Here is a 23,843-nt window from a genome sequence, read left to right as displayed (position 1 = left end):
CACCATCTCGGCGACCTTTTGAGCCGAGAAAGGAGAATTAAAAAATGAGTTATGTTGTTGCTAGAAGGGCTAAGTACAAGTCAGGTCAGTTGACGGCTATTTATAATCATAATGAACGGATTTTTAAAAATCACTCAAATAAAGAAATTGACGTTGAGAAATCTCACCTTAATTATGAACTGACAAATCGAGACCAGGCACAAAATTATCACAAACAAATAAAGGAGCATATCAATGAAAATCGCTTATCTACTCGTGGAGTCCGTAAAGATGCTATACTCTGTAACGAATGGATTATTACTTCAGATAAAACGTTTTTTAACTCGTTAGATGAGAAACAGACACGAGAGTTTTTTGAGACAGCTAAAGATTATTTTGCTGAAAAATATGGTGATGCTAATATTGCTTACGCTAGAGTTCACCTTGATGAAAGTACTCCGCATATGCATTTAGGTATCGTGCCAATGAAAAATGGTAAGTGAAGTTCAAAAGCACTGTTTGGAAATAAAGAGAAACTTGTAGCAATCCAAGATGAACTTCCCAAGTACCTTAATGAGCATGGTTTTAACCTACAACGTGGCGAAATAGGCAGTAAGAAAAAACATTTGGAAACTGCTGAATTTAAAGAAAAACAACGATTACTGGATAACGCTGATAGAAAACTAGCTGATAAACATGAAGAATTGAAAGCACTTGATGATAAGATTTCAAATGTTAACGATACAATAGCTGATAAAGAAAGTAGGCTTAAAGAATTGGAAGCGAAAGAATGGGATGCTGTTGGCGATTTGAAGCAGTATGAATTAGAGAAACAGTCACTAGCTGAAAGCATTGAAGACATAAAAGACATTGAACTATTACAACTTGATAGAATTCAAAAAGAAGATTTGGTAAAACAAAGCTTTGATGGCAAATTGAAGATGGATAAAGAAACCTATAATAGACTATTTCAAACTGCTTCGAAACATGCATCTAGTAATGCTGAGTTAAAAAGAGAGTTGGTTAAAGCCCAGTCGCAGAACAATCACCTTTCTAGAGAATTACTCAATCACCGTAAGACAGCTGATAAAAATATCAAATTAAGTCAAGAAAACAGAAAATTAAAGGACAAAGTAAAAATGCTTGATGAACAAGTGAAAATTCTGAATAAAAGCCTCTCTGTTTGGAAAGAAAAAGCTAAAGAATTTATGCCTAAACAGGTTTATAGAGAAACATTATCAATCATAAACTCTCTAAATCCTATTGGTTTAGCTAAAACAGCAATCAGACAAGTTAAGAAGATGGTTGATAGTAATAGTTAGCTATTTTTATGCCGTGAAAGTCTCTTGATAACAAGCTAGGCAAGTTTAGACTAGATGGGGTCGAGTCGTCATGCTAAAGAACTGGCGACCGATCGCCATAGGCTAAAACAGTCTAGGTTACTTGTTGTCAAGAGAACCATGGAATAAATGAGCAAGGAGAAATTAAAATGACAGATAAAAAAATTGTTTATTACTTTGACCATGACTTATCAAAAAAAGATACGGGAGGAGTAGGACCTACCTACACCGGTAAAAATCTTTTATTCCTACTTTGGTGGACATATTCTTATGTGGCAGAAGACAATTTAGACATTGATACGTCATTGTTTGAAGTCCCAGAATTCAATGATTTTTACAATAATGGTCTAGAGCTTTATCGTATAAAAAATGAACTAGCTAATTACAATATCAGATTTGGATATGAGGTTAATCCAAAAGATAGTACAAAGATGCTGATAGGTATTTTGCCAACTGATGAAGAAGATTATGTTAAGGGATATAGAAATTTTATTGCTGATATTTCCAATCCGGACACACGTTACGCAATCTATCATCGACTAATTAAAACCATGGACACAATGCTACCGATTGAACAAATTAATGTTTATAAAAGCCTTGCAAAAGGTAATAAAAAGTGATAGAGTGGAAGAAAGTTGAGATTGAGTTTGAATTGGTAACAATTCATTCAAAAAATACTTATTGAAGGTATTAGGTAGAGGTGTTGCCTCCTGAGTATACTTAGGTAAATCCCCGACTGGGTTCTCAGCTTTTACATTAGGAGAAGGTTGATTGACTGGTAACAGTTTTCTCAAAGGTGTTGTTTATCAATACAGGGTTGGCTCTGCCTTGTGGAATATCTACTAAACAGCCCAAACTAATTTTGCTCCTAGTTAATTTGTAATCTTCAAAAAGCCTTGGCATTACGCTAAGGCTTTTTGATTGCTATTTAAACAATTTCATATAGTCGCTTCGAGTAGGAAGCAAGTAATCAATAACAACCCTATTCTCTTCCTCTTCGATATGGTATAGGACAATATAATTTTTACTTAAGGTGTAACCTCTAGTACTGTGATAATTGCTGATTTCTGAACCATATTTTTCATCGGCATCAAAACCAACTTCTGGGAAAACTTCAAGTTTTTCTATGTCATTAATGATTTGCTCCATTTTACGCTGACCTGATGTTGAGGAATAGTTTTGGGAAATATAATCACGAATTTCTTTTAGCTTCTCTAAAACATCAGGAGCATAGATAATCTGATATTTCTTATAGTCCAAGTTCAGCCCTCACTTCTTCAGAGGTATAAAACTTCCCTTGACGAACATCCTCAATATTTTTGCTGATTTCGGCTTGAAATTGCTTGAAAAGTTTTTCTTTCTCTAACTCCTCTTCCGTCAATAAGTCAACCTCGTTTGTGACAACGACATTTTGTAGGAATAATCTTAAAGCAGATGATAAGGTTAAATTTTTTTTGTTTAATACTGTCATTGCTTCGCTTACCAATTCTTTGTTAGCTTGGAATGTGACAGCTCTATTTTTTTCTGCTGTAACCATATTATGTAACTCCTTTATGTAATTTATTTAATTATCTCATACACATAAAAAAAGTCAATAAAAAAAGACTCAATATTGAGACAAATTTTCATTATTTTATAAGCACCGAAACCTTAGAGATTTGATACCTTTTTGATACCGTTTGAGTTTAAATATTTGTGTATATATAAGAATTTTAACTATATTTGGATTTAGAAACGTTGATTTTAAAGGGATTTGACTTTAAAAAACAGAATGAACCAAAAACCAGGTCTTAAAAAAGCTCGTAAAGCTAGCCAGTTCTCTAAACGTTAAGAACCAGCTACATAACAGCAGAATAATACTTCATGGATTTTCATGGAGTATTTTTTATTGGGAACTGGCAGTACAATTGACGCAGTCGTTGCAACTTCAGTTGCTTACGAATACGGCTGCAAAGGAGACAACGTCTCTGTGCCTCAAAACGTTAATTATCTGCGATATATCAACGTTTCAAGACATTCAGGATTTTTATCTTGGGTGTCTTTTTTTGTCTAGAAATCAAGAGTATTCACTAAAATTTCCTATGTTGATTTCGAGGTTTTCAAAAGGATTTCTTTCCACTATTAATTTTGTTCAGCTCTTCAGAATAATAGAATAAATCGTAATAGCTTATAATTAAAAATATTTAAAATTTCGATAACTGTTAAAGATAGTGATGCTATAGCATAAGACGTTGTCTACTTGAAATTTATGATAAAATGAAGAAAAGAACAAGGGAGGTTTAGAATGATTATTAATCAATTGAAACAAAAGGAAGGCTTTACCAATTCCGAACAGGCAATCGCAGATTTTGTATTAAAATTTCCTAATGGAATTATAGGGATGACTGCTAGTCAGCTAGGGGAATCGAGCATGACATCTAAAGCCTCTGTTCTAAGACTTTGTAAAAAACTAGGATTATCAGGTTATAATGAGTTTTTACGGTTGATTGAATTTGAAACACACGAACAATCACGATTTCTTGCTCTCTTGGATGATGAGCCGATTAATAATAAGACACCCATAAAAGAGCTCATGGATTTGGTGCCTACCATTTATACTCAAGCTATATTTAGTACAAAGTTGGCCCTAAATCCAACTATTGTCCAAAGAGTTGTTAATCGTATAAAAATGGCAGATAGAATTGATCTTTATGGTGTAGGAATTGTAGAGTCTGCTGTGGACATGGCAGTTTTTAAGTTTCAAGCATTGGGATTAAATGCACACAAACAGACAAACATCAATGAACATGCGATAGTTGTAACTAAAGAAAATCAGCGCATCGTGTCTATTTTACTCTCGTTTATAGGAAAAAATGAGATGATATTAGCAGCAGCAAACTATCTAAAAAGTAATGGTATTTTTACAGTTGGAATTGGAAGTTTGGATAACCTTGATTTAAAAGAGATTTGTCATGAGTATCTACCAATTACTGTTGATAGTCATATTCTAACGATGGAAGCTTTGGCACCATATTCAGCAACGACTTATATTTTAGATTTGCTTTACGCAGGCCTTGTGATAGCTGATTATAATCAACAGGTTGCATTTGCAAAGCAAGTTATTGAAAAAGATAGATACCAGTCTTAGAACCTGTTTAAAATCTCTCCCCAGTAGGATTTTTTACAGCTAAATTAGTGGTAAATTTCTTTGTTTTTTGTTGATTTTAGTGGATAGGAAAATAATCAAATGAGAATAGCCTGTTTTGTAAGAATCTTACCTTACTAAAATTCAGATTTTAAACAGATTCTTAGGTTGAATGTAGCATGACAAAGTAATGAAAACTTTATATTGGACCAAAAGTATCAACAAGGTCATCTGATTTGTTCATTTTATGAACCTTAGGACCTTTCTAACAGGTAAGTATAGAACTTTGAGATGGCACATGGTAAGATAAGCTCAAGAAAAACAAAAGGAGTTTATCATGAATGATAAGGAATTAGCACAACGTATCCTTGAGCTTGTGGGTGATGAAGCAAATTTATCAGATGTTACTCATTGTGTCACACGTCTACGTTTATCTTTTAAGGACGGTGATAAGATTCAAAGCAATGAGATCTCTGCTTTGCCTGGTGTTTTGGGAGTAAATACTGTTGGCAATCAATTTCAAGTAATCTTAGGAGGGAAAGTCACTTCGGTCTATGAAGCTTTCACAAGCTTAGTCAGTCTTGATGGAAGTAATCAAGTAGAAAACGATGCTCCAAAAGGGAACTTAATTGATCGCTTCTTAGATACCTTGTCAGGTATCTTTGTACCGATTATTCCAGCTATTATTGGGGCTGGGATGATAAAGGGAGTTCTTTTCTCCCTCATGTTCTTCGGCGTCATTTCATCTGACAGTGAGAATTTTCAAATCATCAATGTTTTTTCAGATGCAGCCTTTTATTTTATTCCCGTCTTGATTGCTAACTCTACTGCAAATCGTTTTAAGGTTAATCCCTATATTGCGATGGCGATTGCTGGTATTTTAATCCATCCTACTATGGTTGAGTTAATGAGCAAACATTCAAGTGTTCATCTGTTTGGAATTCCATTTACAAGTGCTAGCTATTCAAGTAGTGTCTTGCCGATGATTATGGCTGTTGGTTTCCAAATCTATGTTGAACGTTTCCTCAAACTATACATTCCAAAGATTCTCCAAACTTTATTGGTACCACTATTAACTATTTTGATTGTCGCACCTGTTGTACTTGGTATTTTAGGTCCTTTGGGTACGATTATCGGGAATGGAATTGGTCAAATCTTTATTAAATTCTACATGGCACAAAGCTGGTTAGCTGGTGCAGTTATTAGTGCAGTTTATCCTTTCATGGTTATTCTAGGGATGCACGTTGGTTTTACACCAGTTATGGTACAGAACCTTTCTCAATATGGTGTTGACTATTTGATGGCTCTCTTTGTCGCTTCCAATGCTGCACAAGCTGGCGCAACATTTGCAGTCTTTACAAAAACGAAAAATAAAGAGTTTAAAGCCACAGCAGGCACAGCAGCTTTCAATGCCTTCCTGGGGATTACAGAACCGGCGCTCTTTGGGGTAACCTCTCGCTTGAAACGTCCTCTTATTGCAGTAGCTATTGGTGGGGCTGTTGGTGGTGTGATTGCAGGAGCCTTCCGTGTAGAAGCACTGGGGATGGGAACGGGACCAATTGCGGGTCTTCCCCTTTTCTTCGGTAAAACCTTTATTTATTACATAATTTCTTGGGTAGTTGCTTTGGTGATTGGTTTTGTCTTGACTTACGTCATAGGCTTTGATGATATTCCTGAAAAAGGGCTTCTGAAGTGACCAGTAAAAATTTTATTGCTAAAATTGACAATATGTCATTCTATATCTTTTGGTTGACACCTATTATTGTTTTTTGGGGGACAGCCGCTCTCGTCTTAGCATTATATACGCCAGTACTTGGTTGGATTTCATTGCCTTTAGAGTGGATTATGAATCTCATGGGAGTTTCTCAAGCGCATATTGCAGCTAGTGCAATCATGTCTGGTCTGGCTGATAATTATTTACCTGTCATCATTGGTAGTAGTATTACAGCAACATCAACAAAAATAATTGTTGCAATGATGAGTATCCTTTCCATTATTTACCTTTCAGAAACAGCAACTTTGTTGACATCAACAAAAACAGTTCCACGTTTTATTGATGTGATCTTCATCTTTTTGGAAAGAACTTACCTGTCACTTCCATTTGTTATTTTATTTGTGAAATTAATTGCCTAAGGAGTTTACTATGAAAATCGTACGCTTATTTGAAGATGATATGCTTTCAGTTGAAGAAGAAAAGATAGCATCACTTGGTTTAGACCTTGATATTGAAGTTAAGCCAACTGTTACAGAAGAAGTGATCAAAAATGCCAAGGATGCTGATATCATCATTACTGTTTATGAACCATTAACAAAACATGTTTTGGAACATTTACCAAACTTAAAATTAGTCGTCTACCGTTCAATTGGTTTCAATAATATTGACATGACTTATGCCAATCAAATTAATTTGCCGGTCTCACATATTACAAAATACTGTGTAGATGAAGTTGCTAACTATGTAGTTGCTGCCATTTTATCCTACAGCAGACGTTTACTTGATTTTAATCGTTCTGTTAAAGTCGATAAAAAATGGGATTCTGAACTTTTCCCAGATATTAGACGTTTATCAACACAAACCATTGGTTTAATTGGTTTCGGTAATATTCCGAAATTGGTAGCAGAACGCATGAAAGTCTTTGGATCAAAAATTGTCGCTTATGATCCTTTTATAGATGATAATGTATTTGCTCGTTATGGTGTAGAAAAAGTAACTTTAGAGGACCTTTTTAGTCAAAGTGACTATATTTCATCACATTTACCACTAAATGATGCAACCAAAGAGCTTATTAACAAGGACTTGCTAGAAAAAGTGAAGTCTGGAGCTGTTTTTATCAACTCGTCTCGTGGTGGAGTTGTCAATGAAGCTGATTTATATGAAGCCTTAACAGATGGTCAGTTGGCTTATGCTATATTGGATGTTCTTTCTTCAGAATCACCAAATTTAGCTGAGACACCATTAGTTAATTTAGACAATACGCTTATGACACCACATATTGCATTTTATTCTCAAGATGCCTTTGTTCAGGGAGCTGAAGATTCTTTGACTAATATTTCTGCTTTCTTAAAAAGAGATTATTCCAATGCTGAAATCGTTAACTTAAACGCAATCACATTACCAGATTAAATAAAAATGATTAAACACTGACTGATGAGGATAGGAATCTTCTTATCTTCTTCTTGGTTAGTGTTTTTAAGTTATAGCAATTAGTTGCATTTTAAGGTCATTTTTGTCAAGATGTAAGTAGAAAATCGAATGCTCTTAACATAATTGATTAGTCGAAAGGAGTTAGTGATGAACATATTTGTAGTTGGGGCAACTGGTAGAGTTGCTACAGAATTAATCAAAGATTTAGTAGCAGATGGCCATGAGGTTATTGCAGGTGCTAGACGGCCTGAAGCGGTAATTGATTTAGATCATGTGAAACCCGTTTTATTTGACTTACATGAAGATGAAGAGACATTAGCAGAGACAATAGGACAAAATGTGGATGCAATATATTTCACTGCTGGTTCTAGAGGTAAGGATTTGTTACAAACCGATGCCTACTGGGCTGTTAAAGTCATGAAAGCTGCGGAACAATTAGGGATTAAACGTTTTATCATGTTGTCTGCAGTCTATGCCAATCAACCGCAATTTTGGAAAAAAACAGGGATTGAAGACTATCAAGCTGCAAAATTCTTTGCTAATGAATGGTTGAAGCATCGGACAAACTTAGATTATACAATCTTAAGACCAGGTATTTTATTAGAAGCCAAAAATACCTTTGGTAAAGGGATTGACATGTCTGATGGGGAAACGGCTATTAAAGAGGCTATCTCAAAACTATAAAGAAAAAGACACCTAATTAGGTGTCTTTTTATGATATTAATTTGTATTCTTATAAATTAATAATGAACATCATAGAGAAAATTTGCAATCTCAGAGTCAATAATAATATTATCAATAAAACCTTTTTTTAATAAATAAAATAGACTCTCGGCCTTATTCATACCGCTAGCAATAATTGTAATTTCTTTCATATATTCTAAATCTTCAAGTGTTATTCCAATCATTTTTTTTGAAAGTCCTGTACTGACTATCATACCATTCTTATCAAAAAAACTTGCCAAGATATCACCATATGCAATATCATCTAGAGGATTTATTTCATCAGATTTTATTACATTTCCTAGTAATTTATATGTAGATGACTTATTGGGATTTCCAATGCTGATAATTGCCATATCTACTAATTTTGCACGCTGTTTTGCTTCTCTAACATGATAAGATGCTTCTAACTCCATCTTAAGATGTATACTGTCACAAATAGCTGGTGCATAAAAGAATGAAGTATTAGCATTAAATTTTTCAGCTAAAGAAAAACATAATTGATTAGAATGTAAGTAAGCATATTCTGTATTAGCACCCCCCATCATCGGAATAATGGTTAAATGATGTAAATCGATAAAATTAGCTTGATCGACAAACTCTTTTAAAGTTGTTCCCCACCCCAAACCAATTGTTTTCAGTCTATATGCATTCTCTTCAATAAAATTAACAAGATTACGTGCAACATTAGTTTTGGTGATTCTATAATCTGAGGCACTATCTGTTATTGAAACATATTTTAGATTAAATTTATCTTTAATATGTTCAGATAATTTTATTTGGTCATGAGGTTTTGGATGAATGGATATTGTAACCGTACCATCTTGCAGAGCCTCATCTAGAAGGGTGTTAACTGTAGGTCGGCTAATATTGAACTCTGATGCAATTTGAGATTTTGATTTTCTTTCAATATAGTATGCTGAAGCGATAAGGTAGAGTAAATTATTTCTATTATACATCTGATAATTCCTTTGGGTATTTTAGGCTAAATTTATTATTTAGTTATCATTTGTAAAATTATATCATAATTAATATTGAATATTATTTTTAAAATGATAAAATTTGGGTAAAAAAAGTGATTATAGGAGGTTAATCTAAATGGTAAAAGTGGATTCTAAAAAGATGTTTGAAGATTCAAGAAAGAAAGGATATGCAATCCCGCATGCAAATTTTATTGATTGGAATTCAGCTAGAGCTTTTGTAAGTGTGGCAGAAGAAAAGCAATTACCTTTAATTTTGGCATTTGCTCAATCACATTCAGATATCATTTCTTTAGAGGAAGCTGCATGCATAGGGAATTTCTTCTCAACTCATGCTAAAGTACCTGTTGTATTGCATTTGGATCATGGCGAAGATTTCGAATTTATTAAAAAATCAATTGATTTAGGATTTTCATCTGTAATGATTGATGCTTCACAAAAAAGCTTCGCAGAAAATATATCTATTACAAAAAAAGTAGTAGAATATGCTCACGCGCGTGGTATTGTTGTTGAAGCGGAGTTAGGACATGTAGGCGCAAATCAATCGACTGAAACAGATCAATTAACAGATTCTATATATACAGAAGTTGATGTTGTAATAGAGTTTGTGAACCAAACCAAAATTGATTCACTTGCTATTTCAATAGGTACAGCCCATGGAATTTATAAAGGTAGACCAAAGATTAATTTTGAACGACTAAGGGAAATAAAAAATAGAACTGATATTCCTTTAGTACTTCATGGAGGTTCTTCTTCTGGTGATGATAATCTAAAAAAATGTGCAAAACAGGGAATTTCAAAAATAAATATTTACACTGATTTTATAGTTTCTGCATTAAAAGCTAGTCAATCTCAAAAATTTTCTGATTATATATCAGAAAAGAATGCATGTGAGGATGCTATGAAATTGGTTTTACAACATTATTACCAAGTTTTTGAGACGAAAGGAATAAATTATGGCAAAGAAAAAAATTAAGAAACCTTTTTTCATCTTTAATCCCAAATCTTATTTGTATGGTCATGATTTAGAAGAAATGTCAAAATTAGCTGAAATATTAGCTAATAAATATCCACAAGTAAGTGTATTACTAACAGCACCGTTTGCAGATATTAGTAGCGTATCTCAAAATGTTAACTCAGCATTAATTTCAGCTCAACATATTGATGGTATAAAACCTGGTCGTGGTATGGGGTTAATCTTACCAGAATCGGTAAAATATGCAGGGGCATCTGCAACATTTATTAATCATGCGGAACATCCTCTGACTTTTGATCAAATTATTCAATCTATTAAGAGAGCTGACGAACTCGATTTAATTACGATAGTTTGTGCGAATTCATTAGAGGAAGCTAAAGCTATATCTGCTTTACACCCTGATATTATTCTATGTGAGCCTACTGAATTAATTGGAACTGGAAAAATAAGTTCAGAAGAATATATTCTTAATACAAATAAAGTCGTAAAAGAAATATCGCCTCAAACTTTGATTATGCAAGGCGCTGGGATTTCAACAGCTGATGATGTTTTTCGGGTAATTACATTAGGTGCAGATGGTACAGGTTGTACAAGTGGAATTACAACTAGTGAAGATCCCCGAGAAACTTTTTCTGAAATGGTTCTTGCGTGTCAAAGAGCAATTGAAAATAAGGAGTAGTTAGATGGTAGTTTATAAAGAAGAAATCAAATTGAATACTGATAATAAAATCACATATCACAATATTACAAATGAAATTCAAAAAATATTAGATAGAAGTGACATCAGGGATGGAATTATTACAGTTGTTTCTCCACATACTACTTGTTCGGTTTTTTTCGAAGAGTATTCTCATGATTTTGATAAAGATGGAAATGATTTCTTGCAACTGGACTTGAATAAGATACTAGAAAAAATTGTTCCTAATCATGTATCTTCAAAAACTTACAATTATCCTGGCCCTGAACATTATAAAGCTGTTCGCTCGTGGGAAAATGTTGATGACTACTTACCAAATAATGATGAGAAAGCATTGTGGAATGGTGATGCTCACCTAAAAGCAACTATAATTGGTTCAAGCTTAGTAATTGATGTAAAGAATAAACAGTTAAATATTGGAAAGACTGGTTATTATTATTTTGTAGATTTTGACAAAACCCGTGATAGAGTAAGAAAATGTCTTATAACAGTAATAGGTGAATAAATAGAGTTGCAAATTGCATCTCTATTTATTTTTGACAAATTTGATAGAAAATCTATAATAAAAATGATGGGGGCAATACATTGAATAATAGACAAATGATGATTCTCAGGGATCTATCAGAAACTCAAGAATATATTACAGCTTTAGTTTTTGCGAAAAAATATAAGGTTTCAACAAAAACAATACTAGGAGACATTAAGAAATTAGAAGACTTTCTAAGTCCGTATGCTATCTTGATTGAAAAAAAACCAAGGTATGGAATAAAAATTCTTGAAGAGGCAAAAGATAAAAAAAAGAATAGACAAATTATCCATAAATTAATTGGTAATAATAAGTTCACTGATTATTTTTCTAGAAAGCCTTACTATGTTAAATATATTTGTTTATCAAATCGTAAAACAGATATAGGTGAGATTGCTGATGCATTATACATTAGTGAGTCTACAGTAAATCGTGATTTGGATAAACTTCAGTCGGAATTAAATAATTATGACCTTAAGATTTCAAAGCATTGTAATGAAAAGTATATTTTAGGAAATGAAATTGACATTGCTATTAATCTAAGGAATTTTTTAATTGATCATTTTTGTTCAAACGCTGTTGAATGGCAAGAAAGTGAACTAGCGACTGTTCTCTTTTTAAAACAAGATATTTTAGATACTGTGACATGTATTCGTGAGTTATGTGAAAAGTATGATTTTTTCATTTCACAACAATATGAAATTTACCTTATTACGGATCTATTGATTGCAAAATCTCGTTATCTATTACAACAAGATAGTACACATCTATTTCAATTGGAAGAGATACAAGATACCTATCCCAATTATTTATTTGCTGCAGAATTATTAGCTAATATATTAAAAATAGAAACCTTTCAGATTAATCCAAATCAAATCAATTTTATTTCAAATTCGATATTATCTGTTACTTACAAAAAGATAAAAGAACCTTCGAAACTATATGAAGAATCCATTAATGCATTTATAGAACAAGTAAGTAGTATCTCTAAGATTAATTTTTCATTAATTGATACAATACAATATAAGTTAATCAATCATATTGAACCCATGGTTTATCGAATAAAAAATAAAATTAACATCAAAAATGGCTTAACAAAAGAGATAAATAAAAGATATAATTCCTTATATAATATCGTTTGGCAAGCATCTAATGTTTTAGAGCTGACTTTTGAAATCGAAATTCCTGAATCAGAATTAGCATTTTTAACCTTATATTTTGTTGCTGCCCTTAAAGAATTACGTCGTCCAGTTTCTATTGGAGTAGTGTGTCCACATGGCATCGCAACTTCTGAATTAATTATCAGTTCTATAAAAGATTTTATTACTGAATTTGATTTTGTTGAAAAAGTAGATTTGATTGATATCAAAAATGGTAAAAAATATGATATATTGATAAGCTCTATTATTTTAGAACTCGACACAAAGGACTATTGTTTAGTAAGTCCGCTACTTAGTAATGATGACATTTCGCTCATTCAACAAAAATATCTTAATCTTACTTATGGAAATATAGAACAAAATAGATCAACAGTGGATTTTAATCTCGCAAGTTCACAATTATCTGTTCTACTTTCAAACTCTGTTTACTTTCAAAAAAATTTCACAACATTAGAAGAATGTATTGACTTTTTAGTTACACAATCACATCATTTAAATAATAGTTCTAATGGTTTTAAAGAATCAATTATTAATAGAGAAAAAATGGGAAGTACAAGTTTGTATACTGGAATTGCATTACCTCATGCTGATCCTAAGTTTGTAAAAGTTTCTCAATTACAAGTTCTTACATTGAATAAACCAATACTTTGGGGGAAAAATAATGTAAGTGTTGTTGCGCTCATATCAATAAAAAAAGATGAAGAAGTGTTATATAAAGAGCCACTTTTAGAATTCTATTCAAAAATTGTAGATTCAATGGTAGTTAATCAGATAACAAGAGCAAGAAAAATAAAAGAAATTTTAGAAATTATCTAAACTTCTACAATAATGTGGAAGTTTTTTGATTTTTGTTTTGAAAACGCTTTTATTATAATGTAATTAAGAAATGAGGTGACGATAAATGATGTCTGACATAGTATTATTAAATCAAAACTGGAATAATACAGAAGAAGCATTATTGAAATTTGGTAAATATTTTATTGAATCTGGTTTTGCTAAAGAAAGTTTCACTAATGCTTTATTAGAAAGAGAAAAATCATTCCCAACAGGTCTTCAATTCTCAGATTATGGTGTTGCTATTCCTCATACAGATCCTGAATATGTCACACAAACAGCAATTGGAATTGCTACTCTAAAAGAACCAATTCAATTTATTCAAATGGGAACCTCAGACCAAGTTGTTAATGTTAAATTAATTATTATGTTAGCAATCAAAGAAGCACATTCACAAGTTGAAATGTTGCAAAAATTGATGGCACTTTTGCAGGATGAAAATATAGTTAGAAAACTAATGCAATTTTCTGTAGGAGAAGAAAAAAAAATAGAAGATTTATTGAAAAAAAATAATATTCTTTAGGAGGCAAAAAATGTTAGATGCGCTACAAAGTTTTATTAATTTGGGTGCTATAGTTGTTCTACCCATCTTAATTTTTCTATTTGGATTATTATTAGGGACACCAGCCAAAAAGTCATTTACTGCAGGATTGACAGTTGGGATAGGCTTTGTAGGTTTAAACCTAATTGTAGACCTACTATCTGGTAGTTTAGGAACTGCAGCACAAGAAATGGTTAAACGCTTTGGTTTAAGTCTTCACACAGTTGATGTTGGTTGGCCAGCGGCTTCAGCAATTTCATACGGAACATTACTTGGTAGCTTAGCAATACCACTTGGAGTAGGAATAAACTTAATACTCCTATTTTTAGGATGGACAAAAACTTTAATGGTAGATATGTGGAATTTTTGGCATGCTGCCTTCATAGGTTCGCTAGTGTTCGCTGTAACCAATAACTTTGGATTAGGTTTATATGGTATGATAGCCTATCAAGTAATGATCTATTTATTCGCTGATATTATTGCACCAATGATAAAGAAATTCTATGGTTTTCCAAATATAACTTTTCCACATGGAACATCTGCACCAGGATTTTTTGTTGCAATACCTTTAAATTGGTTATTCGATCATATACCAGGATTTAATAAAATACAAGCTGATCCTGAAACAATTCAGAAAAAGTTTGGCATTTTTGGAGAGAGCACTGTAATTGGATTAATAATAGGAATTGTCATAGGTATACTTGCAGGTTATGATGCTGCAGGGATATTACAATTAGGTGTTAAAACTGCGGCTGTTATGTTATTAATGCCTAGAATGGTGTCAATTCTTATGGAAGGACTTGCACCAATTTCAGAAGCAGCAAATAGTTTTGTTCAAAAACGCTTCCCAGGACGTGAAGTCAATATTGGCATGGACTCAGCATTGTCAGTAGGTCATCCAGCTGTTCTATCAAGTTCATTAATTCTAGTCCCAATAACAATTTTATTGGCTGTAATATTGCCAGGAAATACGACATTACCTTTTGGAGATTTAGCTACAATACCTTTTGTAGTCTGTTTGATGGCTGCAGTCTTTGAAGGAAATATTGTTCGTACTGTTGTAGGGGGAACAATTTATTTAATTTCTATTCTTTATATAACTTCTTGGGTAGCCCCTTTGGTCACTTCAGCAGCTAAAGCAGCTAAATTTAATTTAGCAGGAAATTCTCAAATTACAGCATTAGCAGAAGGAGGACTCTGGACCACAGGATTATTTGTATTTGCAGCAAATTATTTACCATGGGTGATCATAAGTGTTATCTTTATATCATCACTTGCTGGATTAATCTACGAAAATAAAATTAAGAAATAGGTGAAAATAATGAAAAAATTACTAGTAATGTGTGGATCAGGCATTGCAACTTCTACAGTTGTAACAGGAAAGGTCAAAGAATGGCTCTCAGAAAATGGTTATTCTGACTCAGTTAAATTATATCAATCAAAAGTAGCGGAGGAAGTTAACAAAATCGACGATTATGACATTGTCATTAGTACTACTGTAGTTCCTGATAATATCAAAGACAAGGTAATCATGGGTTTACCTCTTCTCACTGGAATTGGAACTGATGGTCTTTGGGAAGAATTAAGAGAAGAATTGGACAAATAAATTATCAAAAATCATAAAAAGGACTTTCCTAAGTCCTTTTTATGATTTTTTTTTTGGTTTATTCTTTGCACGAAGAGCAGATAAGATAGATACGGTATCAACCAGTTCTTGTAAGATTGCACCGATAAGTGTTGGAATGATACCAGTAAATGCAATTAACATAAGGACGACACAGACAATTAAGCCAATCAGGACTGATTGTTTGGCAATCGTCATAGTGTGTTTAGAGATGGTAACAACAGTAGCAACTTTACTTAAATCATCTTTTAAGATAACAGCGTCAGCACTTTCACTAGCTGCTGTTGAGCCATGTGCTCCCATAGCTATTCCAATGTCAGCTGAAGCAAGAGCTGGTGCATCATTGACACCATCACCAACCATAATCACTGGACGATTGTCTTTAGAGACTGATTTTAAGAAATTAATTTTATCTTGAGGGAGACATTCTGCATGGTATTCAGAAATACCTACTTGAGCTGCAATCTCTTTTGCAATCTCTTTTTTATCACCAGTTAACATGACAAGATGTTCAATGCCAGAAGATTTTAGTCTAGTCATGGTTTCTTTTGATTCAGGTCTGATGGCATCTTTAAAGGTGATATGTCCTAGATATTGTCCGTCTTTAGCAATATAGACTGTTGTTTGTTGACTTTCTGTGAGATGACTTTCATCCTCAATCAATGAGATTTTACCAGCAGCATACTGGTGATTATCATAACGGCCAGTGACACCTTGTGCTGTTATTTCTTGAACATTTTCCATCTCAATGATTTTTAAATTTTGTTTCTTAGTATAAGACACAATTGATCTGGCCAAAATATGAGATGATGCTTGCTCTAAACTAGCAGCATAAGTGAGTAGATCTGTTTCTGGAATATGATTGGTAAAAATCTGATCAACAATGAGATTACCTTGTGTTATCGTACCTGTTTTATCAAAGGCAACTGTTTTAGCCTGTGCTAATTTTTCAATGCTTGTTCCTGTTTTGATAATGATACCATTTTTTGAGGATTGACTCATCCCTGCTACTAAGGCAACTGGTGCTGCCAGAATTAGAGGACAAGGTGATGCAACCACAAGAACTTGTGCAAAACGAACGGGATCCTTAGAGATAAACCAAGCTAAACCACCTATGAGATAAGCCAAAATTGTAAATGGTACAGAATACTTATCTGCAAGGCGTACAAAGGGTGCTGGATTATCAGAAGATTCTTTGACTAGCTGAACTAATTGTTGATATTGGCTATCTTTAGCCAAAGCAGATACGGTAAAGTAAATGGCATTAGTGCCATTAATAGAACCAGACAGTAATTGATCACCAATTTTTTTCTCAATTGGTTTAGATTCACCTGTTAATGAGGATTCATCAAAATCAGATTCCCCTTTTGAAATTACACCATCAACAGGGACCATTTCATTTGGTTTAACCAAAACAGAGTTACCTATATGAAGGTCATCGACTTCTATGTCTTCAATTTGATTACCATTTGTTCGATGAGCTAATTGAGGTGTCTTGTCTAATAAGCTACGGAGTTCTCTGCTTGCTTGTTTACTGGCATAATCCTCTAGACTTTCACCACCAGTTAACATGATCAGAATCATTAATGATGCCCAATAGTCACCGACTGCTAAGGTTGCAATAATAGCAGTAATGGCTAAAATATCGACACCATATTTTCCCTCGCGTAAAGTTTTCACCATTTCCATAAGCATGGACAGTGAAACAATACCTCCAGCAATGGCAACTAACATATAAGCAAGCTTCTCTTGTTGAAGCCCAAATGTTAAAAAGAGAGCCACCAAGCCTATGACTATGGTAATAAAAAATTTTTTGTTATTTGACATGATTATTTCCTACTTATTTCCTTATTTATAATGATTATAATTAAGGAAGAGTGAAAAGTCAACAAAAGATATAATTTTTTTTAAATTTAATGTTATTAAAAGTGATAACCAAATGATAAAAGATCAAATAAATACGTTAAAATATGGAAAAACCCAAAAATTAAAAATAGGAATAAATAGCTATATAAAAGGATTTATCAAGATTTAGCACAAGAAGAGGTTTATCATTTTGTTCTAAATTGGGCTAAAATAAGCTTGTTGTTGGAAACGCTTACTTGTATAATTGAACTGTAGGAGGATGAAAGTTGATTTCAAACGAGCTCATTGAAAAATTTCAGCTATTTTCAAGATACAATTATTGTTCCATTTCTGAATTAGAGGAATACCTAAAAGTTAATCGTCGCGGATTACAGCAAGATATTGAAAAAATTAATAGGGAACTAGAAGAATATGGATTTGAAAAAATAAAAATGGATAATCATTTTATCAAGGTTCCTGAAATAGCACTAAATGATTTATTTGATAAGGTTTTTGGTAATGTCTCAGAATTCTTTTTTCAAGCAGAAAGGTTGGAGATAATCCAATTGTATATTTTAGTATCAGATCAATATGTGTCTAACTTTGACTTACAGTATCTGCTAAAGATGAGTAAAAATTCAATATTAAATGATATTAAAAAAATACGTGAAGACCTAAGTTTAAAAGGGTTTAAGCTCAATTATACCAGACAAAGAGGTTATTTTATTGAGGCTAACTTTAATCATTTCATTCTTCTTTTAGAAGATTTGATTTCCAGACTCTTAGCCTATCCATCGGGAAAATGGATTATCAAATATGTCCTTGAGACTGATGAAACTAAGATTTATATCGATGAGATGTTATCAGTCATCTATCGTATTGGAAAAACACATCAAATCTATTTTATTCGCGATAAGGTTAAAGAAGTCGCTTATCTATTTGCTATATTAAATACAGTTAATAAGTGTCAATTTAGCGAATCAATTGTAAGCAATGATATTAGTGATAGTTACATTGAACCGTTAGTGAGTGAATTAATGATTTTATTTCCAAATTTAAGGAATTATCAGTCCATTATTACTTCACGATTATTATGTTCGATACAAGGAGATATAAATCGCAATTATAATCTTCATATTTATAGACTAATGGAAACTGTTACCGCTAATATGATTGCTTATACAGGTTTTGATGTCCAAAATAAACCTATTTTTTATCAGAATCTCTATTCTCATTTTTACTCAGCTTATCATCGTATATTGTTTGGGATAACTTACAACAATCCTTTAAAAGAAAAGATAATGGAGGAATACAAGTCTCTCTTTTATCTGGTTCAAAAAAGCCTTGAACCAATAGAAATAGCTACCAACACAAAAATAAACGATGATGAGATTGCTTATTTTACAGTTCATTTTGGTGGTTACCTTGAAAATGTTAACAAACATGAGGAAAAACCTATAAGAGCATTGACTGTTTGCCCTAATGGAATTAGTTCATCTTTGATTTTACAGTCTAACTTGAATCAACTTTTCCCAGAAATGACATTTTTAGAAATTCATGAAATTGGAAAAATTAAAGAACTTGATTTAGACTCTTATGATTTGATTTTTTCAACCAGCTATTTTGAGACTTTAAAACCCTTTTACAAGGTTGAAATTGTGATGAATCCACTAGAAAAGTTACTCTTAAAAAGACGAATTGCGACAGATTTTGGAATTCATGATGATAGTTGTATCCAAATTAATAAACTATTAGCAATTATTGAAAAAAACACAACAATTAGACATAAAGAACGACTGATTGATGAACTGTCAACTTATCTGGTCAGTCCAAATGATCTTATTAACAAAGGAGGAAATGGGTTAATGGATTTGTTAAAGAGTGAACTTATCTTACAAGTCGACTCAGTCAAAGATTGGAAAGAAGCAATAAGACTAGCTTCGACGCCACTTCAAAAGAATGGTTATATTTCAGATACCTATGTTGAAGCAATGATAGATTCTGTTAAGGAACATGGTTCTTATATTGTTCTCGCACCAGGGGTGGCTGTACCTCATGCTTTACCTAAATTTGGTGTTCATAAATTAGGAATCAGCCTACTCCAATTAAAAGAACCTGTTGATTTTGATATTGAAAAAGATGGTGACTTAGATAAACAAGTGAGGTTAATTTTTGTATTAGCTGCTATTGATTCAACAGCTCACTTAAAAGCTCTGCAAGAATTAGCAGTGGTGTTAGAGGATGAAACAATTATATCTGATATTGCAAATGCAACTGATCAATCTCAGATATTAACCATCATAAATACAAAACTAAAAATGGAGGAAGAAAAATGATTAAAGTTGTAACCGTTTGTGGAAATGGTATAGGAAGTAGTCTATTACTAAGAATGAAAGTTGAAGCAATCGCAAAAGATTTGGGTATCGACGTTGATGCTGAGTCTTGTGATTCAAATGCTGCAGTTGGAAAGAATGCAGACCTTTATGTAACCGTAAAAGAATTTGAGGATATTTTTCCAGCAGGCACTAAACTTTGTATTGTCAAAAGTTATACTAATCGTAAAAAAATTGAAGAAAGTCTTGTTCCTGTCCTTAAGGAGATGAGTGAACAATAAAACTGTAAAATTCAAAAAGGAGTTGAATGATGAATTCAGTACTAATATTTTTCCAAAATATCTTAAGTGAACCTGCATTTTTAATGGGACTAATTGCTTTTGTTGGTTTAATTGCTTTAAAGACACCTGGTCATAAAGTTCTGACAGGAACATTGGGACCTATTTTAGGGTATCTAATGCTTTCTGCAGGTGCAGGAGTTATTCAAGCAAATCTCAACCCGTTAGCAACATTAATTCAAAAAGGATTTAACATTACAGGTGTAGTCCCTAATAATGAAGCTGTCACATCGGTAGCTCAAAAAATTCTAGGGGTTGAAACCATGTCAATACTAATCATTGGTTTACTTATTAATTTATTGATTGCGAGATTTACAAGATATAAATATATCTTTTTGACAGGGCACCATAGTTTCTTCATGGCTTGTTTATTATCAGCAGTATTGGGTGCATTACATTTTAGTGGTATACCTATGGTTCTAGTTGGTGGTCTTATATTAGGTTCTTGGTCAGCTATCTCACCTGCAATTGGACAAAAATACACTTTAAAAGTAACCGATGGTGACGAGATAGCAATGGGACATTTTGGTAGTCTAGGTTATTACTTATCTGCTTGGATTGGATCAAAAGTTGGTAAAGGTAGTGAAAGTACAGAGGAATTACATATTTCTGAGAAATGGAGTTTTTTAAGAAATACAACTATTTCAACGGGATTAGTGATGGTTGTCTTTTACTTGGTTGGTGTTATAGCTTGTTTGATTAGAAATCCTAAGGTTATTGATCAATTAAGTGGGGGGGAAAACCCATTTATCTTTGCTATCATTAGTGGTTTAACATTTGCGGTTGGTGTAGCTATTGTTTATTCTGGTGTCAGAATGATTTTAGCTGATTTGATTCCTGCTTTCCAAGGAATTGCGACAAAACTAATACCAAATGCAGTACCGGCAGTAGATTGTGCAGTCTTTTTCCCATATGCACCAACGGCGGTTATTTTAGGATTTGCGTCTAGCTTTTTAGGCGGTTTAATCGGCATGTTTATTTTAGGTGCTATTGGAGGTGTCCTTATTATTCCTGGTATGGTACCACATTTCTTTTGTGGGGCGACAGCTGGGATATATGGCAATTCCACTGGTGGACGTCGTGGAGCAGTTGCAGGAGCTTTTGTAAATGGTCTCTTTTTAGCCTTTTTACCAGCAGCAGTCTTGCCAGTACTTGGTAAATTAGGCTTTGCAAATACTACTTTTGGTGATTTTGATTTTGGTGTCTTTGGAATCCTTCTAGGACGAATTGGTGGGTCAATCGGACAAATTGGTATTTATTTGATTGTGGCATTAATGGTTATTGCTTTAATTTTACCAACTTTAATAACCAAAAAAACAACTGCTATCAATAATATTACAGAAGAGTAGAGGTGGAAAAAATGGAATTAAAGGTAAAAGTGTTCTCAGATGGTGCAGTCTTAAATGATATGTTGAAGGATCTCAATTCTGGAAGAGTTAGTGGTTTTACAACAAATCCTAGCCTAATGAAGAAAGCAGGCATAAAAAGTTATATTGGTTTTGCTAATGATGTTCTAAAGGTCATCACAGATTATCCAGTATCATTTGAAGTTTTCGCTGATGACTTATCAGAAATGGAAAAAGAAGCAAATCGAATTGCACAATTAGGCGACAATGTTTATGTCAAAATACCTGTTACTAATTCGCAAGGTGAATCAACTGCTAAATTAATTAATAAACTATCACACAATGGTATTAAACTAAATGTAACAGCTATTTTTACAATTAAACAAGTTAAAGAAGTTGTCGAAGCTTTATCAGAAGACACGCCTGCTATTGTCTCAGTTTTTGCGGGTAGAATTGCGGATACGGGAATCGATCCAATTCCAATTATGAAAGAAGCCTTATCAATATGTCATGCTAAGAAATCTATTGAACTATTATGGGCTAGTCCTAGAGAAACATTTAATATCTATCAAGCAAATGCCTTAGGAGTTGATATTATTACTTGTACCCCTGATTTAATTAAAAAATTATCTTTGGCAGGGAAGGATTTAGAAACCTACTCTTTAGAAACCGTTAATATGTTTTTAAATGATAGTAATAGCTTAGGATTTAAAATATTAGAATAAAAAAAGACCGAAGTCAATCTTCGGTTCTTTATTTTCTAGGTTCTAGCATACGTTGGATGCCTCCCAAGATGATATCTGAAAAGATGGCCATTAAAGCAGTAGGTAGAGATCCTGCTAGGATAATGGCACCACCGTTTGTGGCGTTTGTCCCGCGGATAATAATATCACCAAGACCGCCCCCGCCGACGAAAGCACCAATTGCAGTAATCCCAATAGCAACGACTAATGCATTTCGAAGACCTGCCATGATTACTGAGATTGAAAGAGGTAATTCTACCATAAAAAGACGTTGACGTGTAGTCATTCCCATACCTTTAGCAGCATCTAGAAGATTGTCATCAACATTTCTGATACCAGTGTATGTATTTGTAATTATTGGTAATAAAGAATAAAGGAATACAGTTGCAATAACAGTTTTAATACCAAGCCCTAAGCCTAACATGATAATAGAAATCATAGCTAAAGAAGGAATGGTTTGGATAACATTGGCAATCCCCATGACAACACCTTTGATTTTACGTCGCCTTGCAATAAAAATACCTAGAGGAATTCCAACAAGTGCTGCTAATAAAACGCCATATACTGAGATTAAAAAGTGATGGATAAATTGTTGTGAAATGTAGCTGCCATTATGTTGAAAATAGTAGATAAACTGTTGGAAAGTATTCATATTTTTCATCTTATTTATCTCCTCTAAAATAATGGTTTTTTTCTAAAAATTGTTTTGCAACAACTGAAGGCTCTAATAACTTATCATCTACTCGATAATTCAAGTTTTGCATTGTTTTGAGATTAATTTTTCCATCTAAACGATGAAGTAGCTTTTTCAATTTAGGATCATTTTTAATAACGGAATTATTAACTACCATTGATGCTTCATATGGCGGGAAGAATTGTTTGTCATCTTTTAAAATTTCAAGATCATAACTTGAGATACGACCGTCAGTTGAATACCCTAAAACAGATTGCATTTTGTTGCTTTCAACGGCATCGTACACAAGCCCAATTTGCATTGGGTAAATATGTGTGAAGCTAAAGCCATAAGTTTTTTTAAAATCATTATAGCCATCTCCTTCACGGTTCATCCAAGAGCTATCGACACCAGCTTTCATATTTGTTGCTAGTTTTTTGAGATCAGAAATTTTAGTAACATTATTTTCTTTTGCAAAGGCCTTTGTTACCATAAAAGCATAAGTATCTGAAAAGCCATAGGTAGGATACCAAGTTTGGTCATAACGTTTTTGGAATTCAGATTTTACTAATTTGGCAGCTTTTGTTGGGTCTTTAACAGCTTTTAAACCAAGAGTACCAGTAATGTCAGTACCAGTATAACGTGTTGCGGCAATATCAGCATCGCCACGAAGTAAAGCTTGGTGAGTCACGGTTGAAGAACCAAGGTTACTAATAAGAGTTGTGTTATAACCTAGTTCATGATGAATCAATTCAGTGACAATATTAGCAACGATACTAGATTCAGTAGAACTTTGAGCTGCAACCTTAATGGTTTTATTTGAGAATTTTGTTTGTCCAGTTAATTGACAGCCAGATACGATAACTAACGATAGCATTACAAGTGGAAACCAGAGTAAACGTGATTTTTTAAACAT

At 33.1% G+C, this 23,843-nt stretch carries 23 protein-coding genes and 1 pseudogene; 18 read left to right on the top strand and 6 right to left on the bottom strand.

Annotated elements, in window-relative coordinates; all coding sequences use genetic code 11:
* Positions 1-44: 44 nt before the first annotated feature.
* A pseudogene (gene mobV, locus STRUR_RS09075) lies at positions 45-1,301 on the top strand (MobV family relaxase).
* Between the two features lie 167 nt (positions 1,302-1,468).
* Complete coding sequence (locus STRUR_RS09070) at positions 1,469-1,939, top strand: hypothetical protein (protein WP_006739650.1); 471 nt, start codon at positions 1,469-1,471, stop codon at positions 1,937-1,939.
* A gap of 304 nt (positions 1,940-2,243) precedes the next feature.
* Here STRUR_RS09070 and STRUR_RS09065 read toward each other — a convergent pair whose 3' ends face one another.
* Positions 2,244-2,579: a type II toxin-antitoxin system RelE/ParE family toxin gene (locus tag STRUR_RS09065; RefSeq protein WP_006739169.1), complete on the bottom strand. Its 336-nt coding sequence runs from the start codon at positions 2,577-2,579 to the stop codon at positions 2,244-2,246.
* Positions 2,569-2,856 carry a type II toxin-antitoxin system RelB/ParD family antitoxin gene (gene relB, locus STRUR_RS09060; RefSeq protein WP_006738697.1) on the bottom strand — a complete coding sequence of 96 codons (288 nt, stop codon included), beginning with the start codon at positions 2,854-2,856 and terminating at the stop codon, positions 2,569-2,571. The genes STRUR_RS09065 and relB overlap by 11 nt, the downstream gene beginning before the upstream one ends.
* A gap of 747 nt (positions 2,857-3,603) precedes the next feature.
* Between relB and STRUR_RS09055 the strand changes: the two genes are divergently transcribed.
* From STRUR_RS09055 to STRUR_RS09035, 5 genes are all read left to right on the top strand, one after another.
* Positions 3,604-4,446 (top strand): MurR/RpiR family transcriptional regulator, encoded by an 843-nt coding sequence (locus STRUR_RS09055; protein ID WP_006740372.1) that lies wholly within the window; start codon positions 3,604-3,606, stop codon positions 4,444-4,446.
* A 334-nt stretch (positions 4,447-4,780) separates the two neighbouring features.
* Positions 4,781-6,139: a PTS transporter subunit EIIC gene (locus STRUR_RS09050; protein ID WP_006739787.1), complete on the top strand. Its 1,359-nt coding sequence runs from the start codon at positions 4,781-4,783 to the stop codon at positions 6,137-6,139.
* Complete coding sequence (locus STRUR_RS09045; protein ID WP_006739919.1) at positions 6,136-6,576, top strand: hypothetical protein; 441 nt, start codon at positions 6,136-6,138, stop codon at positions 6,574-6,576. The genes STRUR_RS09050 and STRUR_RS09045 overlap by 4 nt, the downstream gene beginning before the upstream one ends.
* A 10-nt stretch (positions 6,577-6,586) precedes the next feature.
* On the top strand, positions 6,587-7,567 hold the full coding sequence (locus STRUR_RS09040; RefSeq protein WP_006739323.1) for a C-terminal binding protein: 981 nt from the start codon (positions 6,587-6,589) through the stop codon (positions 7,565-7,567).
* 168 nt (positions 7,568-7,735) lie between these two features.
* Complete coding sequence (locus tag STRUR_RS09035) at positions 7,736-8,272, top strand: SDR family oxidoreductase (protein ID WP_006738690.1); 537 nt, start codon at positions 7,736-7,738, stop codon at positions 8,270-8,272.
* 56 nt (positions 8,273-8,328) lie between these two features.
* On the opposite strand, the gene STRUR_RS09030 is transcribed toward STRUR_RS09035, so the two are convergent.
* The gene (locus STRUR_RS09030) at positions 8,329-9,270 is read right to left on the bottom strand and encodes a sugar-binding transcriptional regulator (RefSeq protein WP_006740225.1); all 942 of its coding nucleotides are present in this window, start codon (positions 9,268-9,270) and stop codon (positions 8,329-8,331) included.
* 139 nt (positions 9,271-9,409) lie between these two features.
* On the opposite strand from STRUR_RS09030, the gene STRUR_RS09025 reads away from it, so the two are divergent.
* The 7 genes from STRUR_RS09025 (at position 9,410) to STRUR_RS08995 (ending at position 15,631) form a co-directional block, all read left to right on the top strand.
* On the top strand, positions 9,410-10,267 hold the full coding sequence (locus tag STRUR_RS09025; RefSeq protein WP_006739108.1) for a class II fructose-bisphosphate aldolase: 858 nt from the start codon (positions 9,410-9,412) through the stop codon (positions 10,265-10,267).
* Positions 10,248-10,946: a triose-phosphate isomerase gene (locus STRUR_RS09020; RefSeq protein WP_006738661.1), complete on the top strand. Its 699-nt coding sequence runs from the start codon at positions 10,248-10,250 to the stop codon at positions 10,944-10,946. Before STRUR_RS09025 ends, STRUR_RS09020 begins: the two co-directional genes overlap by 20 nt.
* 4 nt (positions 10,947-10,950) lie before the next feature.
* Positions 10,951-11,469 (top strand): YjbQ family protein, encoded by a 519-nt coding sequence (locus tag STRUR_RS09015; protein ID WP_006740004.1) that lies wholly within the window; start codon positions 10,951-10,953, stop codon positions 11,467-11,469.
* 80 nt (positions 11,470-11,549) lie between these two features.
* Entirely contained in the window at positions 11,550-13,466 is a 1,917-nt protein-coding gene (locus STRUR_RS09010) for a BglG family transcription antiterminator (protein WP_006739554.1), read from the top strand.
* Between the two features lie 85 nt (positions 13,467-13,551).
* Positions 13,552-14,007 (top strand): PTS sugar transporter subunit IIA, encoded by a 456-nt coding sequence (locus tag STRUR_RS09005; RefSeq protein ID WP_006739639.1) that lies wholly within the window; start codon positions 13,552-13,554, stop codon positions 14,005-14,007.
* 10 nt (positions 14,008-14,017) lie between these two features.
* Complete coding sequence (locus STRUR_RS09000; RefSeq protein WP_006739637.1) at positions 14,018-15,337, top strand: PTS galactitol transporter subunit IIC; 1,320 nt, start codon at positions 14,018-14,020, stop codon at positions 15,335-15,337.
* Between the two features lie 9 nt (positions 15,338-15,346).
* A complete protein-coding gene (locus STRUR_RS08995) occupies positions 15,347-15,631 on the top strand; it encodes a PTS sugar transporter subunit IIB (RefSeq protein ID WP_006739869.1) in 285 nt (94 codons plus the stop codon).
* A 39-nt stretch (positions 15,632-15,670) separates the two neighbouring features.
* Here STRUR_RS08995 and STRUR_RS08990 read toward each other — a convergent pair whose 3' ends face one another.
* Positions 15,671-17,476 carry a heavy metal translocating P-type ATPase gene (locus tag STRUR_RS08990; protein ID WP_006738625.1) on the bottom strand — a complete coding sequence of 602 codons (1,806 nt, stop codon included), beginning with the start codon at positions 17,474-17,476 and terminating at the stop codon, positions 15,671-15,673.
* A gap of 305 nt (positions 17,477-17,781) precedes the next feature.
* Here STRUR_RS08990 and STRUR_RS08985 point away from each other — a divergent pair, with 305 nt between their 5' ends.
* The 4 genes from STRUR_RS08985 to STRUR_RS08970 are packed head-to-tail and all read left to right on the top strand — an operon-like array spanning position 17,782 to position 22,236.
* Positions 17,782-19,830 (top strand): BglG family transcription antiterminator, encoded by a 2,049-nt coding sequence (locus STRUR_RS08985; RefSeq protein WP_006738942.1) that lies wholly within the window; start codon positions 17,782-17,784, stop codon positions 19,828-19,830.
* Entirely contained in the window at positions 19,827-20,108 is a 282-nt protein-coding gene (locus tag STRUR_RS08980) for a PTS sugar transporter subunit IIB (RefSeq protein ID WP_006739412.1), read from the top strand. The genes STRUR_RS08985 and STRUR_RS08980 overlap by 4 nt, the downstream gene beginning before the upstream one ends.
* Before the next feature lie 29 nt (positions 20,109-20,137).
* Entirely contained in the window at positions 20,138-21,514 is a 1,377-nt protein-coding gene (gene ulaA, locus STRUR_RS08975) for a PTS ascorbate transporter subunit IIC (protein WP_006740176.1), read from the top strand.
* An 11-nt stretch (positions 21,515-21,525) separates the two neighbouring features.
* A complete protein-coding gene (locus tag STRUR_RS08970; protein WP_006740485.1) occupies positions 21,526-22,236 on the top strand; it encodes a transaldolase in 711 nt (236 codons plus the stop codon).
* Between the two features lie 28 nt (positions 22,237-22,264).
* Here STRUR_RS08970 and STRUR_RS08965 read toward each other — a convergent pair whose 3' ends face one another.
* Complete coding sequence (locus STRUR_RS08965) at positions 22,265-22,915, bottom strand: ABC transporter permease (protein WP_006738711.1); 651 nt, start codon at positions 22,913-22,915, stop codon at positions 22,265-22,267.
* Between the two features lies 1 nt (position 22,916).
* Complete coding sequence (locus STRUR_RS08960; RefSeq protein WP_006739302.1) at positions 22,917-23,843, bottom strand: osmoprotectant ABC transporter substrate-binding protein; 927 nt, start codon at positions 23,841-23,843, stop codon at positions 22,917-22,919.

It is taken from the genome of Streptococcus urinalis 2285-97 (assembly GCF_000188055.2).
Taxonomy (GTDB): domain Bacteria; phylum Bacillota; class Bacilli; order Lactobacillales; family Streptococcaceae; genus Streptococcus; species Streptococcus urinalis.
Note: the sequence above shows the minus strand (reverse complement) of the source record. Positions and strands in the feature narration are given on the sequence as shown.

What these genes read in the sequence shown, in the direction of transcription:
- STRUR_RS09070 (WP_006739650.1), top strand. Translation starts at nt 1,469, where the DNA reads ATGACAGATAAAAAAATTGTTTATTACTTTGACCATGACTTATCAAAA.
- relB (WP_006738697.1), bottom strand. Translation starts at nt 2,856, where the DNA reads ATGGTTACAGCAGAAAAAAATAGAGCTGTCACATTCCAAGCTAACAAA.
- STRUR_RS09055 (WP_006740372.1), top strand. Translation starts at nt 3,604, where the DNA reads ATGATTATTAATCAATTGAAACAAAAGGAAGGCTTTACCAATTCCGAA.
- STRUR_RS09050 (WP_006739787.1), top strand. Translation starts at nt 4,781, where the DNA reads ATGAATGATAAGGAATTAGCACAACGTATCCTTGAGCTTGTGGGTGAT.
- STRUR_RS09040 (WP_006739323.1), top strand. Translation starts at nt 6,587, where the DNA reads ATGAAAATCGTACGCTTATTTGAAGATGATATGCTTTCAGTTGAAGAA.
- STRUR_RS09035 (WP_006738690.1), top strand. Translation starts at nt 7,736, where the DNA reads ATGAACATATTTGTAGTTGGGGCAACTGGTAGAGTTGCTACAGAATTA.
- STRUR_RS09030 (WP_006740225.1), bottom strand. Translation starts at nt 9,270, where the DNA reads ATGTATAATAGAAATAATTTACTCTACCTTATCGCTTCAGCATACTAT.
- STRUR_RS09025 (WP_006739108.1), top strand. Translation starts at nt 9,410, where the DNA reads ATGGTAAAAGTGGATTCTAAAAAGATGTTTGAAGATTCAAGAAAGAAA.
- STRUR_RS09020 (WP_006738661.1), top strand. Translation starts at nt 10,248, where the DNA reads ATGGCAAAGAAAAAAATTAAGAAACCTTTTTTCATCTTTAATCCCAAA.
- STRUR_RS09015 (WP_006740004.1), top strand. Translation starts at nt 10,951, where the DNA reads ATGGTAGTTTATAAAGAAGAAATCAAATTGAATACTGATAATAAAATC.
- STRUR_RS09005 (WP_006739639.1), top strand. Translation starts at nt 13,552, where the DNA reads ATGATGTCTGACATAGTATTATTAAATCAAAACTGGAATAATACAGAA.
- STRUR_RS09000 (WP_006739637.1), top strand. Translation starts at nt 14,018, where the DNA reads ATGTTAGATGCGCTACAAAGTTTTATTAATTTGGGTGCTATAGTTGTT.
- STRUR_RS08995 (WP_006739869.1), top strand. Translation starts at nt 15,347, where the DNA reads ATGAAAAAATTACTAGTAATGTGTGGATCAGGCATTGCAACTTCTACA.
- STRUR_RS08990 (WP_006738625.1), bottom strand. Translation starts at nt 17,476, where the DNA reads ATGTCAAATAACAAAAAATTTTTTATTACCATAGTCATAGGCTTGGTG.
- STRUR_RS08980 (WP_006739412.1), top strand. Translation starts at nt 19,827, where the DNA reads ATGATTAAAGTTGTAACCGTTTGTGGAAATGGTATAGGAAGTAGTCTA.
- ulaA (WP_006740176.1), top strand. Translation starts at nt 20,138, where the DNA reads ATGAATTCAGTACTAATATTTTTCCAAAATATCTTAAGTGAACCTGCA.
- STRUR_RS08970 (WP_006740485.1), top strand. Translation starts at nt 21,526, where the DNA reads ATGGAATTAAAGGTAAAAGTGTTCTCAGATGGTGCAGTCTTAAATGAT.
- STRUR_RS08965 (WP_006738711.1), bottom strand. Translation starts at nt 22,915, where the DNA reads ATGAAAAATATGAATACTTTCCAACAGTTTATCTACTATTTTCAACAT.
- STRUR_RS08960 (WP_006739302.1), bottom strand. Translation starts at nt 23,843, where the DNA reads ATGTTTAAAAAATCACGTTTACTCTGGTTTCCACTTGTAATGCTATCG.